This is a genomic window from Polyangium sorediatum (assembly GCF_029946465.1).
In the GTDB taxonomy this organism is placed as follows: Bacteria; Myxococcota_A; Polyangia; order Polyangiales; family Polyangiaceae; genus Polyangium; species Polyangium fumosum.
This window is the reverse complement of sequence record NZ_JARZHI010000040.1, coordinates 26,873-41,474: the sequence shown is the minus strand read 5'-3', so window position 1 is coordinate 41,474 and position 14,602 is coordinate 26,873. Positions and strand designations below refer to the sequence as shown.

The 14,602-nt window shown below is 67.0% G+C and carries 9 protein-coding genes; 4 read left to right on the top strand and 5 right to left on the bottom strand.

Annotation, left to right across the window (positions count from 1 at the left end):
* Positions 1 to 5: 5 nt before the first annotated feature.
* From QHF89_RS32665 to QHF89_RS32655, 3 genes are all read right to left on the bottom strand, one after another.
* A complete protein-coding gene (locus tag QHF89_RS32665) occupies positions 6 to 2,390 on the bottom strand; it encodes an asparaginase domain-containing protein (RefSeq protein WP_284721219.1) in 2,385 nt (794 codons plus the stop codon).
* Between the two features lie 305 nt (positions 2,391 to 2,695).
* On the bottom strand, positions 2,696 to 6,133 hold the full coding sequence (locus QHF89_RS32660; RefSeq protein WP_284721210.1) for a WD40 repeat domain-containing protein: 3,438 nt from the start codon (positions 6,131 to 6,133) through the stop codon (positions 2,696 to 2,698).
* Positions 6,134 to 6,219: 86 nt separating this feature from the next.
* The gene (locus QHF89_RS32655) at positions 6,220 to 6,984 is read right to left on the bottom strand and encodes a hypothetical protein (RefSeq protein WP_136971283.1); all 765 of its coding nucleotides are present in this window, start codon (positions 6,982 to 6,984) and stop codon (positions 6,220 to 6,222) included.
* A gap of 644 nt (positions 6,985 to 7,628) precedes the next feature.
* Here QHF89_RS32655 and QHF89_RS32650 point away from each other — a divergent pair.
* Positions 7,629 to 7,952, top strand: a complete 324-nt coding sequence (locus QHF89_RS32650) for a helix-turn-helix domain-containing protein (protein WP_136971282.1) — start codon at positions 7,629 to 7,631, stop codon at positions 7,950 to 7,952.
* Between the two features lie 262 nt (positions 7,953 to 8,214).
* Here QHF89_RS32650 and QHF89_RS32645 read toward each other — a convergent pair whose 3' ends face one another.
* On the bottom strand, positions 8,215 to 9,108 hold the full coding sequence (locus QHF89_RS32645) for a hypothetical protein (protein ID WP_136971281.1): 894 nt from the start codon (positions 9,106 to 9,108) through the stop codon (positions 8,215 to 8,217).
* A gap of 28 nt (positions 9,109 to 9,136) precedes the next feature.
* The gene (locus QHF89_RS32640) at positions 9,137 to 10,675 is read right to left on the bottom strand and encodes a hypothetical protein (RefSeq protein ID WP_136971280.1); all 1,539 of its coding nucleotides are present in this window, start codon (positions 10,673 to 10,675) and stop codon (positions 9,137 to 9,139) included.
* Between the two features lie 196 nt (positions 10,676 to 10,871).
* On the opposite strand from QHF89_RS32640, the gene QHF89_RS32635 reads away from it, so the two are divergent.
* Genes QHF89_RS32635 through QHF89_RS32625 form a run of 3 tightly spaced genes read left to right on the top strand, consistent with a single transcriptional unit; the run spans position 10,872 to position 14,236 of the window.
* The gene (locus tag QHF89_RS32635) at positions 10,872 to 11,759 is read left to right on the top strand and encodes an RNA polymerase sigma factor (RefSeq protein ID WP_284721209.1); all 888 of its coding nucleotides are present in this window, start codon (positions 10,872 to 10,874) and stop codon (positions 11,757 to 11,759) included.
* Between the two features lie 39 nt (positions 11,760 to 11,798).
* Positions 11,799 to 13,040 carry a hypothetical protein gene (locus QHF89_RS32630; protein ID WP_136971278.1) on the top strand — a complete coding sequence of 414 codons (1,242 nt, stop codon included), beginning with the start codon at positions 11,799 to 11,801 and terminating at the stop codon, positions 13,038 to 13,040.
* 2 nt (positions 13,041 to 13,042) lie between these two features.
* Positions 13,043 to 14,236 carry a hypothetical protein gene (locus QHF89_RS32625; RefSeq protein WP_136971277.1) on the top strand — a complete coding sequence of 398 codons (1,194 nt, stop codon included), beginning with the start codon at positions 13,043 to 13,045 and terminating at the stop codon, positions 14,234 to 14,236.
* The last annotated feature ends 366 nt before the right edge of the window (positions 14,237 to 14,602 follow it).

Below are 14,602 nucleotides of genomic sequence, written 5' to 3'. Positions count from 1 at the left end.
GGGCGTCAGAGGATGTTCACGCCCGCGTTTGGCACGAACATGTAGCAGTAGAACGCGTATTCGACGATCAAGTCATTGGGGTTGTAGTCGGGCGCGGTCTTGTCGGGCTGGATGGGGCCCTGGTTGACCTGCCAGTTCGCCTTCGCGGGATCCCGGATCGGGTTGCCGGCGAAATCGAAGTTCGTGACCTGGTCGTTCCCGTCCTTCTGGGACCAGGAGCGGAACTCGACGTTGTCGTCGCAGCGCGCCCAGTGGTAATCACCGGGCCAGTTTGCGTCCCCCGGCGGCGAGATCATGAGCGCCACGAAATGGCCGTCGAGGGCGCCTTTGGTCCCCTTGCGGCTCGACGCGAAGGCGAAAAGCGAGGCCATGTCCTTGCCGACCTCGATGAGGCCGTCCTTCGTGGCATACGCCGCGACGGTGGCGCCGTCGAGCGTGTCCAGCGTGAGCAGGTTGCCGCTCGCCCGACCCGGCTGCGGGAAGGTGTTCGTCGCGATGTTACACCCGTAGGCATAACAGTTGTTGTTCGGCTGGAACTTGGACGACATGAAGGATCCGTCACAATCGCCCGCCGGGTTGTAGCTGTTCGAGATCCCGCGGACGGTCTTCGCGTATTGCGGGACGCCAATGACCCGCGTGGGGGGCGGATTCGTGATCGTGACGTTGACGGTCGTCGGGGCGATCTGGTGTTCGTCGGGCGCCGGCCCGCCGAGCGCGGCAAACGTGATGCGATGGCGCGTGTCCTCGGGCGCGGCGATGCCGCTGAACTTGAAACGTCGGGGCGTGGAGGACGATTTCATAGGTCTTCCTTTCTCGATGTCTGCGTTCGCCTGCTGATACAAGGTGATGGTGGCCGTGTTCGCGGAGTAGTCGTAGACCTGCAGGTACAAGCTCTCGTCGCTCGTCGATCCGCCGAGGATCAACAAGGACGACGCGCCGCGTGCGTCGCCGGTGTTCGTGGCCCACAACGCGCCGTTGTACCTGCCGTAAAAGACGAGGTTCCCGTCGTCCTGCATGACGAGGCGCCCCGGCATTTCGTCGGGCGGTGGACTCGAAAGCGCGGTCCACAGGACAGCGCCCGTGCTCGTCGTCAGGATCGGCCCACGCGCCGGGTCGTTGCTCAGCGTGGCGCTGCCGTCGAGCGCCGAGATCGATTGGCCCGCCAGGAGCGCGGCATTGGATCGGCTGTCGAGCCGGCTCACGCTCATCATCTCCCCGAGCAGATCGAGCTGCGTCAATTGTTTCACGTCGGCGAGGGACCATCCGTTGTGCTTGGCGGCGGCGAGGAGGACCATCACCTTCGCGAAGGCCGCCGTCGGCGTCATGTCCGCCGGGCTGAGCGCGCCCACGGCGGGCAACCACGCGCCGGCCGCGTAGGCGCTGTCGTTCACCACCCCGCGGATCACCTGCGTGCAATCCAGGATGACGACGCCCGCCTCGTTTGCCTGGTCGAGGGCCTTGTAAATGGCCCCGGCGCTCGGCGTGTCGGGGTTGCCCGACGGAAAATTCCCTTCGCCGTACGATTCGAGGATCAACGCCTTGATCCCCTGACCCACACAAGCGGTGATCAAGTTGGCCAGGATGGCCGTGGAATTGCTGGTGTTGTACCAACCCGGAAACGCATTGAACTGCATGACCGGGAACGCGTTGATGCACGCCTGGATGTCGGCGAGCTGCGCGATCGCCGCGGATCGCGCCGTCGTGTTGTCGAGGCTGACGGCGAAGCTGACGGGCGGAGGCTGTACGTTGTCGGCATGCAAGGTGAACGCGACGCCGTATTGCCCAAGGGCCGGGTAGTTCGGCGAGGAGAACGCGTCGAACTCGCTGGCGTTCGTCTTCAGCACCCGGCTCCCACGGAACAAGTTGCTGTCGAAATAGACGCACACTTCGGGGATGCCGGTCTGCGCGGACGCGACCGCGCCGCAGAAGTTCTGAAACGCGTCCGTGTTGTAGTTCAGCGAGAGCGCCTTCGTCGTCGGGTCCTGATAGAACATCGGGACCTGCGAGCCGGTGATCACGATCGGCTTGCTCAGCGCGGCGGTCGCCACGCCCCGCGCGTCGAAGCACGAGAGCAGGAAGGGCAGCGCCGTGCCGGTGAAGTCCATGCTGTCGGTGCCGTGCAGGACCACCCACCCGTCGTAGTCGGCGTAATGGTTCAAGATGTACGCGCCGAGCAGGCACCAATCCGTCGGCTGCAGGTTCGTGCTGTCCAGCGTCCCGGACTTGGACTCCGGGAACACGAGGTCCGTGATGTAATCGATGCTGAGCCCCGGGAACTTCTGGAGAAGGATCGGGTTCATGATCGTTTCGCACGCTGAAGCGAAGTCGCTCGCCGTCATGGGCCCCAGGGGGTTGCCGACACAGCTAATCGTACCCCCGGTATTGATCACCGCGATTCTCACGATGGTTCTCGCCTTTCTTCGTGCGCGTCGCACGGATGCCTGGAAAGCGCTGCTGCCGAGATGCCGCTGCGAACGCAGCGCGAGCCCGCTCGTATCCCCCCGTCGTGTCCCCCCGCGTAATCCCCCACCTCATCGTCGATCCCGATCGATGAGGGCCTTCAGCATCGCCCCGCCTCGCGCAAAATGTCAAGAGGTTGTTGCGATGGGCACAAGTCTTCGCAACCCTCCGGTGCCCGTCCCTCGGGGGACAGAGCGGGGGCGCTCAGGGGTCGAACTTTGAACGGTGCTTGAGATTAGAACCCGTCGCGATCGCTCGCCGCCAGCAAAATCGAGAGCCCGCGCTGCGGCGCGCCATTGATGTCCGGGGGCATCTGCCGCAAGACATCGAGCACCGCCGCCCACAATCCGCGCGCCCCGGCGGCGGACAGCAGCGGACCGTTGCGATAGGAGCGCATGCCCTTGCTGATCGCCATGAACGCGCGATGCGCCCCGGCGAGGTCGCCGGCCTCGGCCATCACCGAAACGACATCCTGGAGCGCGATGTCCGGATACCCCTCGCCGCGCGCCGCCTCGATCGCCTGGTCCAAGAGCGCGGCGCTGACCTCCACGAGCCCGCCGCGCGACGCGATCCCTGCCATGCGCTGGACCGACTTGCGGTCCTCGGGCATGACCTCGCGGGCGCGCGTGAACCAGTCGTTCCATTCCGGATGCGTCGGGTCGAGCGCGTCGAGCACGCCCACACGCACCTCGTGTTTCTCGGGCTCCGTGGGCCCGACCTTTTCGAGCTTCGTCGCCACGTCGAGCCGCCCGAGCGTCGCCGCGGCGGCGGCGAGGTGCCGCAAAAAATCGCGGTTCCATTGCTTGCGCAGCTTCGGCGCCGCCTTGACGATCGTCGGGAGGTGCTTTTCGGCCCGCTCCGGCGCCACGCGCGCGAGCCCCAGCAAGAACTCCGCGCAGCTCGCGTATTTCGGCACGAGCTCCTTGGCGATCGCCGCTTCGGCGCGCGCCACCTCGCCGGCGGCCACCATTTCCGTGACGAGCCGGAGGCGCGCCCGGGTGGTCGAGAGCCCGTCGAATTCGCCGATCCACGCGTTCGCCTCGTCCCACGCCTTCTGCGCGAGGAGCCGCGTGAGCCCGCGGTCGAGCAGCTCGAATTCGTTGTGCGCGTCGCGCGCCTTCATCCGCGAAACGAGGTGCGATAACTCCTCCGTCGACGCGCGCGGGCAGATGGCCGAGAAGGCGGGCCTCGTCTCGGTCCACGACGGTTTTTCTTCGCCGTCGGCGAGCATGTCGATGGCCTCGCGGATCCGTCCGACCGCGCAGAGCGCTTCGGCGACCACGCGGCGATTCTCGCCCGGGTTGTCCTCGGGATCGACGTTGGCGATCGCCAACGAAAGGAGCTTCTCGCCGCGGGCCGTCTCACCGAGCAGCACCCAGCCCGCGCCCATCATCGCCTGCGCCGGCAATGGGTTCCGCTGCTTGGCTTCCTTTTTCGTCAAGAGCTTCTCGGCCTCGCCGAGCCAGCGGCGCAGCGCGGCCGTCTGCGTGTCGGTCAGCGGTGGGCCCTTGCGCCACGCGAGCGCGGCCACCACGGCCTCGGCGCGGGCCAGGGCCGCAAACCACGGGTTCTTCCAGGCCGACCAGCCGCCGGTGCCGTCGAGCGCCGCCGCGGCGCGATCGAACAGGCCGAGCGCCATCGTCCGCTCGGCCAAGGTTCGCCGGTAATCGGCTTCGAAGTGGGGGTTCTCGAACTTCTTGACGGCCTCCTCGACGAGCGCCGCGATGTCGTCGATCGAGCCCCCTTCCATCGGCCATTTCGACTTCGGCGTCCGCGCGGGCGCCGTGCCCTTCTTGCCGAACTTGCGCTTGAACGAAGCCGGCGCCGCAGGATCGGCCGCCGCTGCCGCCGCGTCCGGCCACACCTTCGCCTCGCCCCAGCGCCACGGCCACGCCCATTTGTGATCGATGACCCACGCGATCTTGGCGTCGACCTCGGCCACGCTGGCGCTCGCGTCGGGGGGCCCGATCACCACACCTTCGGGCAACGCTGCGGCCACCCGCTCGTGGTCGAGCGGGAACGCCGGGTTCCAATCCCAGGTCGATCCGAAATCGTCGCCGCCCACCAAAAGCGGGCTCTCGCCGCTCGCCTCGACCGCCGGGCGGAACCGACCGATCTCCGCCCCGTCGTGATCACGCAAGAAGGCCAGCCCCTTCGACGTGAGGCTGACGAGCACGCCGTCCCCGTAGGACACGCCGCCGCTCGGCTCGGCGATATCGAGCACGCGCGCCGGCGTCTCGCCGAGCTCCCACACTTGCAGCCGCCCGCCCGCCGAGATTGCCGCCGCGTGGCCGTCGGGGCGCCACGAGAAGCCGTACGTCTCGTCGTCGCTCCGCGGCGCCGGCACGTCGGGGCTATACCGATACGTGCCGCGATCGTAAACGAAGATCCCCGGATCGGCGCCCCACTTGTTCTCCGGTTGCACGATCGCGGCGAGCCGCGCGCCGTCGCGCGTGTACATCAACGACCCGGCGCCGACGTGCATCGGCAGCTTCCCATTGGGCAATCCTGTCCGCGCGTCGTAATAGACGATGCCGGCCGGGTGCATCGCGAATTCGCTGCCGTCGGGCGAGAACGAGACGGGCGGATGCGCCTTTTGCTTCCACGAGATCTTCCCGGTCTTCGCGTCGAGGGCGAAGACCTGCGACTGCCCGCTGGAGCCGATGATGCGATCGGGGTGTGACCAATCGATGCCGCTCATCGGCTGAAGGCGTGGCTCGGCGTTCGGGTCGTTCGGGTCGTTGCGGCCGATCGATTCGCACCAGCGCGGCTGCGGCCGCCGGCCGACGAGCGGCACGATCGCCCCGAGCGCCATGTTCGGGCCCCAGCAGGCGATGTAGACGTCGCGGTTGTTCGACGACCACGCCCACGACGGCGGCCGGTTCCATCCGTCGGTCACGTAGGCGCACGAATCGGGCTCGCCGGACTTGCCGAACGGGTCGAAGCTGCCGACCCCATTCGTATCGAACGCGAGGCCGACGCGCTTGCCGTCGGGGCGCCATTGAATACATCCGCCATAATCGGGCCAGCCGACCCCGCCGCGCACGCGCAGCATGTTCACGCAGCGCCCGGCGCGCACGTCCCAGATCTGCAAGACGCCGCCGCGATCGTAATCGTCGCCGACCCACGAGCCAGTGGCGAGGAAACGCCCGTCGGGCGAGAGGTCGCATTCGCTGACCTCGACGTCGTGCCCGTGTGCATGCCCCAGCGTCGCCTGCGGCCGGAGGCGCGCCGTCGCGGCCCGGTGGGCTGCCGTGATCCCGTGCGTGGCCTCGTGGGCGTACAAGACCTCGCGCAGCGCCGGCAGATCGCGGTCCGCCTCGAAGTCGTCCCACGGCAGCGCCTCGATCGCGGCGGCGAGCGCCGGCCCGGGTGCCTTCGGATCGAGCGCCGAAAACCCCGACACCGCAGCGCGCGCCTTTGCCGGTTTTTTGCTCTTCCCGGCGAGCAGCGCCATCAGCTCGTCCTCGCCGAGGACGGTGACGCCGAGGCGGCCGGCGGCGTTGATTTTGCTGCCAGCCTTCTCGCCCGCGAAGAGGATGTGCGTGGATTTGCCGACGCTGCCGCCGATCTTGGCGCCGAGCGCCGCGAGCTTTTTCTCCGCCTCGGCGCGCTTCAACTTCGAGAAGGTGCCGGTGAGGACGACCGTCTTGTCGCGTACGTCGAGGGACATGGGTTATGGATGTACACGTTTTCGCGCGTACCATCCATTTCCGAATGCGGAAGCCGCGGCCGCCGTCCTGCCGCCTACGCGTCGCGTTAACCTGCCTGCGGCGTGGCCGTGTTCTCTTTCGTATCGCCGCTTTGCCGCTTGACCCGCCTGGAGCCGAGGGCGGGCGCGTGTTCTTCCCAATCCTCCTCGTGGAAATAGTGGGCGACGACCTGAAGGCGTGCGTGGGCGCGTACGAGCAAGGTCGCGAACCGGTTGCGGATCTCCACGGCCTCGGTCGGACCCGTCGAGGGTTTGGGCGGGGCGTCCGCCGGCCGAAGGTTCGCGACGAGCCAGGAGCCGACCTCGGCGGTCTCGTTGATTTGCGCGTCGGTGATGGGCTGTTTGCCGCTGATGGCCGCGGCGTGTTTGCGAAAGAGGGAGGCGAGGGAGACGCAATCCTCTGCGCGATCGCGCAGGCCGCGTCCGGCGGCGATGGCGTCGACCTCGGCCTGGGGGACGATCCCATTCTCGGCGAGCCCCTTGGCGACGGACAGGAGTTTCCCACGCAGGTCCCGCGCAAGGGAAAGCTTCGCCTGGACGAGCGATTCGCTCGGCGCCTCTTGTTCGGCTGCGAGGGCGGCATACTTCGTGGCGTGGGCGAGCTCTCGGAGGGCGAGCAGGGAGGCGAGGTCGATATGGGGCAAGTGGGCGGGGATCACGGCCTGGTGATCGTAAATGACCTTCATGCCGGTCGTAATGTTCACGAGGGCGAGATCCGGGTCGAGGCGATAGGGGAGGACCTCGGAGGCGGGGAGGGCCTTCGCCGCAAGCAGGTGCTTTTCGTAGGCTTTTTGGAGATCAGGGTCGGCCATGAAGGGGGCTCCGGTGAAATTCGAGTGATAAAGTGTGGGGGACTGTACAGGGATCTTTGCCGGAGGCACAAGGGGTTCGGGGAAGGGAAGGCACGTTCAGAACAGGATTTGAGGAGAGGGACGGTGGAGTGTAAGGAGGATGAAAGATGGTTTACAAGATGGGACGCAGGAGGGAGGCAGAGATGAAAGATGATTTACAAACGAGGAGGGGCGAGGGAAGGGGAGGTGAGACGGGGTTCTGATGGGGAGCGGATGGCGGGGAGGGACAGCAGAGATGGTTTACGAAAGGCGAGGGGGGAGGGAAGGGGCGGTCATGCAACCTCCTGGGCTCCCTCGTGCCTGGCGGGAGCGCGAAGGCGTCGTGGGCTTGAAGGGTAGTGCCGTGGCACACGCCGAGAGCCCCGATGGCTGCGACATCCAGCAGAACCACCCTGACCATGCGTCACGCGTCGAGCGCGCTGCAAGCGGCGAGCGCTTCCGTTCGCGGGGAGCGCGAACGGAAGGACCTCGTCAGCACCACGCACGTACGTGCGTCGTGGTTTGTCGTGCCGACGAAGCACGAACGCGCGGACGAGATCCCGCAGTGGTCCTCTCGCCAACAGGGTTTGTCCTCGTGAAGGGGCCATGGTAGATGCACCTCCGCCATGCCCAGAAGGACCATCCCCGAACCGCACGCCGCGAAGGTCGGCGAGCGTCTCCGTGCTCTACGCCTCGAACGCGGCCTGTCCCTCGGCGATGTCGCCGACGCGGCCAAGTTTTCGAAGGGCCACCTGTCGAGCATCGAGCACGGCCTCGCGGCGATCACGGTGCCGACGATCTTCCGCATCGCGCACGCGCTCGGGCTTTCGCCGCTCTACCTGCTGACGTTCCCGGAGGACGATGAGTGGGCACGCGCTGCAGAGCTGTTCCGCAAGATGCCCGCGCGCGAGGTGGCGAAGGTGCGCCGCGAGCTTGCCAAGCGACGATGACGGCTCTGCCACGTCGAGCCATCGCTTTGCGTCGCGCACCCAGAGGGGCGAGAGCACGACGACGAGCCCTGCGAGTGGAGCGCCCAGACAGCCGAGAGCCGCGCGCAGTTCCAAGGCGAAACGCCCGAATGCGGACGGGCGCGTCCTTCGCCGGGCGTGGCGCTGCTCGAAGAGTCGGCGCATCCGCGCTGGCATTTGCAGATCGATTGAGGGAGGTGGGTCGTAAGGGGGCCGGGCGGGACGGGCCCGCAGGGCTCCGGGCCTATTCGTCGACGACGTAGATGGGACGCCAACTGAAGTCGGTGACGCCTGCATCGAGGAAGATCCGGCGGACCTTGGGGGTGACGAGGAACCAGGGGGACGCGAAGAGGGCGTCGCTCACGTCACCTTCGTAGTGCGTGTCGCCGAACCACTCCCAGGTCACGTTCACGTCGTGGATATCCGCGAGATCGGACGCGCGGTAGACGACGCGGACGGGGATCTCCCAGGGCGTTTCAAAGCCGGTCCGCCTGCAAGAGCATGGATTGTAAGGTTTGATCGCGGTCGAGCGTGGCGACATCGGCGGCATCGTGTGCGCTGCGCAGAGCTGCCGCCATGGAAGCTGCATGTGGCCCCTCTTCGCGAATGCCACGAACACGCCCCGGAACGAGATTCCGGTCGCGCCGCTCTCCGCGAGCACCTTTGCCAGCTTCTCATCGACGAGCATGTCGTCGTACGGGGTCGCGGCGGCGCGCCGGCCTTCGAGGTTGTGGAGGTCTTGGCCGTCGATGATCATCGCGGACGTCTGCCGGGCGCCGGCGCCGCAGCGCTTGCAGGCTTCGGACATGTCGTAGGTCGTGCCCATCCGCGGCCCACCGAAGACCGTGTCGTCGAAGTTGAACCACATAGTGAGCAGCGGCGCCGCTTCGATCTCCTCTTCGGCGAAGCGGTCGGAGCGAATATCCCGCCATTTGGCGCCGCGCTCCTGGAGGAGCGCCAGAAGTTTGGAGAGTCGCTCGTCCGTTACGTCGAGGGTGACCCACACGTCCACCCGCTCCCCGACCGGGGCATCGGCGATCTTTGCGACGTCCGGCCCGCAGCCGATGGATTCGAGGACAGCCCGTGGATCGCCCAGCAGAGCCAACCCATCAAACCAGATCTTCGCTACAGTTATCATCGCTCATGCTCCCTGCCGTAACGACACCCTACTTGCTGCCGAAGTACGGCTTGATCGCTGCCAACCAGCGCGGATGATCCGCATATACTTCCTCATAGATCGTCCACAGCTTGCCTGGAGTCAGCTTCACCCGCGCGTCAGCCAGAGCCTTTCTTGCATCACGGAGTCGACCCGAGAACCGCTTGTGCTCCGCGTTCTCCAAGATCACCGACGGTAACTTGTCAAGCTCCTTCGTGATCCCAAACTTCCGCGCCATCGCCTCCTCCAGGATGTGATGCGCTTCGTAGATCCCGTTCAGCCCGTCCGTGAACTGGCTCATGGTTTCGTACGGCCCGATGACCTGCATGTCCGCCAGCGAGCCGGCGAGCTTCTTCTTTCCGTACTTCTTCCGCAGGTACTCGATCGCTTCTTTGCTGAGTTCCTCCGTCTTTTGGATCAGGACCGGCAGGTTCTTTTTCCCCGCCGCCTTCATCTGCGCCTCGAATGCCGTGACCTGCGCCTTTGCAAGGGCCGAGAGCTGCAAGAAGGCGACGGCTGCTTGGAGCGCTGGGTGGTTGAACCCATCCGGGTCCTCCCCGCCCACGATGCCGTGCTTCTTGCCGTCCTTGCGGTGGAGGTCGTGGCTCGGGTCCTCCGCGAGCCCCGCCACGAGGGCGAGCTGCTGGGCGAGTTTGTCGAAGTCCGTCTCCTCCTCCTCCTTCTCGTCGCCGTTGCCCTTTCCTTCGCCCTTGCATCCCTCCTTCGTCTGCGCGCACGGGACCGCGCTCACGAGCGCTCGCCCATCCCGGCGCTGAAGCTCCGGCAGCGCCCCTCCCCGATCGACCAACGTGCACGATTCGTCGACGCATTTCGGCGGATGTACCTCGTCACGCGAGGGCAAGACGCCCTCCTTGCTGAGGACCCCCTCCTTCGGCAAAACCATATCCTTCGAGCGCGAGCCTCCGGAAGCCGCCTCCTTCCGCGGCGGGTCCTCGCGACGAATACGATGCTTCTCCACCCGCTCCTCGACGCTGTCCGGGTCGCTCCCGCCATTGCCACCGCTCCCGTTTTCGCTCCCGCCGCCCTCGCCCTTGCCGCTCCCACCTTTGCCGCCGCCGCCCTCGTTGCCGTCCGCCTTCTCCTTCGGTGGCGGATCCTCCTTCTTTGCGGGCGCGGGCGGAGGCACGGGCTTCGGCTTGGGCGGAGGCGGCGGCTCGCAAGCCCCCGCCTTGTCGTGGAACTGGAGGGGAATCAATCCACGATTCTTCAGATCGGCGCGTGGATCGAAGACGAAGAGAGGCAAGACGTCGTGGCAGGCGACGAGCTGTCGGGCCGCGGGGCCAAACACAGGGTTGCCCGAGAAATCGTAGGTCCATTCGTTGTGCGTCGGCCCGTGCGGGTGCATGCACATGCCGATGTAATGGATCGGCGTCTTGCGCTTGCACGCCTGTCCCAGCGCAGGCGGCGCCGACAAGACGAGCCCGAAGGCGAGGAGCAGGACCAGGCAGACCCGGGACGGACGCCACGACGACGACCACGCGCCACGCAGAAAGAATGCCTCGCGCAACAACGAAAGGAGGATATTCATTGCCCTGACCCCTACGTACGGATCCCCGGAGAGTTGGAGAGCCTGGGTAAGCGGCAGGTTGTCCGACCAACATCCTGCCGGTCAAGGATAGAAGTACGAAGCAAGCCGCACTTCGGAGCATGTTCATGCTGAGCCCCTCGAACGCCTCCGTGTCGATTTCCGGTTACCGATCTCGGGCTGCGGGCAAGAAGCGCGTGTGGGGAAGAAGCTGAACCAACCTGATCCTCTCACCGACCTCCTCGCTCTCCGCCCGGACCTCGTCCAGCGATTCGCGCGCCTCCGCTGCGGGCACGCCGACGCCGATGATCTCGCGCAGAATACGCTGATCCGCGGCGTCCGCAGCCTGCACACATACCGCTCCGACGGGGAGCTGCGGCGCTGGACGATGGGCATCGCGAACAACGTGTACCGGCGCCATCGGCGGACGCTGCGTCGTCGCAGCCAGGTGATCGTGACGGAGCCGGAGGACACGGTGGAAGCCGTTGCGCCCGGCCTCGCCCCCGACGTGAGCGCGCAACTCCGCGAGGCGCGAGAGCGCCTCTACGCGGCAGTTGACACGATGCCCGACGTCCTGTTCGAGGTGTTCTTCCTCGTCTACCTCGAAGAGCACACGCTCGACGAAGCGCGCAAGGTGCTCGGAATCTCGAAGGATGCCGTGAAGATGCGCGCGTTCCGCGTACGCAAATACCTCCAAAGGGAGATGCACGAGTTCCGCGACGCGTACCACAGCGTCGTGCCCCCGATCCCGCCGAGTGGGCCGGTTACCTCCCTCGTGCAGCGGTTCGCGCCCATGCTGGGTCACGTGGCGAGCGTGCTCATGGCGGCCTTGCTCATGCTCCCATCTCCGCGCGATGAAGCGCCCCGGGCCGCGTACGTCGGCGTCGCGCGTGAGGTCTCCGCGTGCGCCACGAAGCTCTCGATCACGACCGAGGCCGCCCTCGACGAACCCACGATCCAGCCTCCGGGCGCCCCGCCGCCGAGCGAACCGACGCCCGCGCCCGCGCCGCGGTCAAACCCACCGCAAGAGCAGCGCGTCGAGGTGGACGTGGACATCGAGGAGGGCTTTCTCGTCGACGCGCGGTAGCCGCTTTTCGCCCGCCGTTGGATGACATATCCGTAGGGCGTGCGCGCCCGTCTCGCTTCAATCCTGCTCGTCGTCGTGTCCACATCGCCCGCGTGGGCCGAGGATTTGCACCCGGTTGCCCCGGAGGCGATCGACGAAGCCGCGCGGGAGAGCGAGTTCGCCGCGCTCGTCGCCAAGGGAGATCGCGAGCGCGCCAGCGGGCGTTTTTCCGAGGCCGCGATGTCCTACGCGGCAGCGATGAAGATGCGGCGCGATCCGGTCGTCGAGGGGCGGCTGGGCGTGCTGATGGTCCGCGATCGGCCGGCGCAGGCCGCGGAGCTGCTGCACGACGCGTTGAAGCGCGCGAACACGACGAGCGCGGAGCGGCAGACGTTTTTCAACGCATATGAGGCCGTGCGCGCCCGAGGCGCGTGGGTCGATGTCGTGATCTCCCATGCGGGCGCGCGGATCACGCTGGACGGGGACCCGAGGAACAAGGCGGGGTTGTCCGCATTCTCGATGTTCGTCCTCGCGGGCGAGCACGAGCTGCGCGCGGGCATGGATGGGTATAGCGACGATGCGCGGATGTTCCGCGTCGTCCCGCGGAAGGACCTCCGGATCGAGCTGACATTGAAGCCGCGTCCGCTGTTCGAGGACGAGCGGGAGTTGCAGCTCCTCACGCGAGAGAAGAGTGCGCCGCCGGTAGAGACGATGAGCGATCTCGGGCATGCCGCGTCCGATGCACCGACGTTCACGAAGCAGGAGGATCCGTTCGGGTACGAGGATCCGAAGCTGATGGAGAGGCCTGCGCCTACGCGCTGGTCGATCGGCGCGGGGCCGGTCGTCGTGTTCGGGGTCGCGTCGTGGATGCCGGCGGTGGGCGTCGTGGCGGGAGGGAGCTTTCGGCCGAATGAGTACGTGTCGCTCGGGCTGGAGGGGCGCGCGGCGTGGTTGACGGCGGGGATCGGTGGACTGCCAATCAGCGCGATGACGGCCGGCGGCATCGCGAGCGCGTGCGGACACTACCGCTGGGCCTTCGGGTGCGTGATCGGGCATGTGGGCGTGATCAAGATCGACTGGTCCAGCGAGGTGTTCCTCGCTCGCTCCGATAGTGTCGTCATGCCTGGCGGCGGCGGACGGTTCGGGGCCAAGTTTGTCCCCGCGCGCTCCTTTGCTGTACAGGGCGCGGTGGATGTGCTTGGTTTGTCCCGTGGCATAAAGGTGGGCGTGGGCGACCGCGTGCTCTCGGAGACGCCACCCTTGATGGTGAGTGTGCAACTCATGGGAACGTGGGAGTTCTGAACATGCAGAAGACGCTGTGGTTCCTTCACGGATCGATCGCTGCTCTTGCGACTGCATGCACTGCGCCGCCGGCCTTCGTCTACAACCAGTGCGATCCGAACGCGCCCTTCCCTGACGAGTTCTGCCTCACGCAGCTCGACGCCGGCACCGATGCGAGTGACGCATCCGCCGCGAGTGACGACCCCCCCGAGTCGGAGCAGGAAGCCGCCACGTGCACCGGCCGCTGCGTCCCCGAGCCGAGCAGCGCGTCAGCCGGGGACTGGCCACGCACGCCGATGCTTCTCTGGTACGGGCCGCGGGAGCTCGCGCCTGCGAACTGCGACGAAGCGCGCAAGCTGAGCGGCTACGGCGACGAGGTGGAGCTGTTCGAGAAGTACAGACGCTACGCGTACCTCGACGCGCCCCCCGCGGCGTGCGAGTGCTCGTGCCCGGCCTCGGAAGGCTCGTGCACCAAGCTCCCCGAGACGATCGAGGTCCGCGCTGGCACCTGCGCGGAGAACGGAGCCCCCGCGCTCCCTTTCGGGGGACCCGCCGGCTGGGACGGCTCGTGCACGAGCACGAACGCCCTGCCGGCGGGGGCTGATTGCGGCGGCGAGTTTTGCGCGCAGTCCGTCTATGCCTCTCCGCTCCCCGGCCCGACGAGCGAGGCGTGCCCGGCGATCACGAAGCCGGCCGCATTCACCAAGGCCACGGATTGGCTATGGGTGGGCCTCGCCTGCGAGGCGAAGGAGCGCGAGGGCACGTGCAAGACGTCCACGCACCGCTGCATGTACGACCTGCCGTATCCGTTTCTCCAGTGCGTCGCGCTCCGGGGGATACACGCTACGTGCCCCGGCAACTACGACCGATATGACCCCATCTACCTCTACGGGGAGTTGCCGGTCGACACGCGCGGTTGTACGGCGTGCGCGTGCGGCGGGAACCCGGTCGGGAGCGGGTGTGCCGCGAAGATGCGCCACTATAGCGATGGGATGTGCTCGTTGGAGGCGGACACGGTCGGATTGTCGTCGTTCATCGATCAGTGCGTCCACGTGTCGCCACCCGGGCAAGCCCTCGGGAGCAAAGCCATCACGGACCTCGCCTACATCCCCGGCCTCTGCCTCGCGACGGGCGGGGAGCCCACGGGCGCGGCCTCGGAAGACCCTGCCGACGCCGTGACGTTCTGCTGCCTCGCGCCGTTCGAATTCGCCGAGTAAAAAATCCGGTGACCGTTTGCCGTGTCCGGGCAAGAGCGTAGGTGAGGGGGCGATGTGACACGTCGCTCTCGGCGGCCTCGCGAGGTTGACCCCTACGGCGAGCCCGCGGCGCACGGCGCAGAGCGTCGCCCCCTCCTGCCCGAGCCGAACGCGGTCCTCCTGGCCTCGTAAAACGAAAAGGCGCCGTGTTCGGCTTCGGGCGGGTTCCACGACCGGCAGGAGAGGGCGATGGGGGCGCGTGCATTCTGGGCAGCACCTCTCGCCTCCATCGTCCTCTCCTGCCGGTCGTTCGTCACCGATCCGAGCCGGTTGCGCCGCGCGGCGTTTCCCCTACGCGCACGCCCCACGCGACGCAGCCGCCTCGGG

Coding starts and splice junctions, on each gene's coding strand:
- QHF89_RS32660 (WP_284721210.1), bottom strand. CDS start 6,133: ATGTCCCTCGACGTACGCGACAAGACGGTCGTCCTCACCGGCACCTTC.
- QHF89_RS32655 (WP_136971283.1), bottom strand. CDS start 6,984: ATGGCCGACCCTGATCTCCAAAAAGCCTACGAAAAGCACCTGCTTGCG.
- QHF89_RS32650 (WP_136971282.1), top strand. CDS start 7,629: ATGCCCAGAAGGACCATCCCCGAACCGCACGCCGCGAAGGTCGGCGAG.
- QHF89_RS32645 (WP_136971281.1), bottom strand. CDS start 9,108: ATGATAACTGTAGCGAAGATCTGGTTTGATGGGTTGGCTCTGCTGGGC.
- QHF89_RS32640 (WP_136971280.1), bottom strand. CDS start 10,675: ATGAATATCCTCCTTTCGTTGTTGCGCGAGGCATTCTTTCTGCGTGGC.
- QHF89_RS32625 (WP_136971277.1), top strand. CDS start 13,043: ATGCAGAAGACGCTGTGGTTCCTTCACGGATCGATCGCTGCTCTTGCG.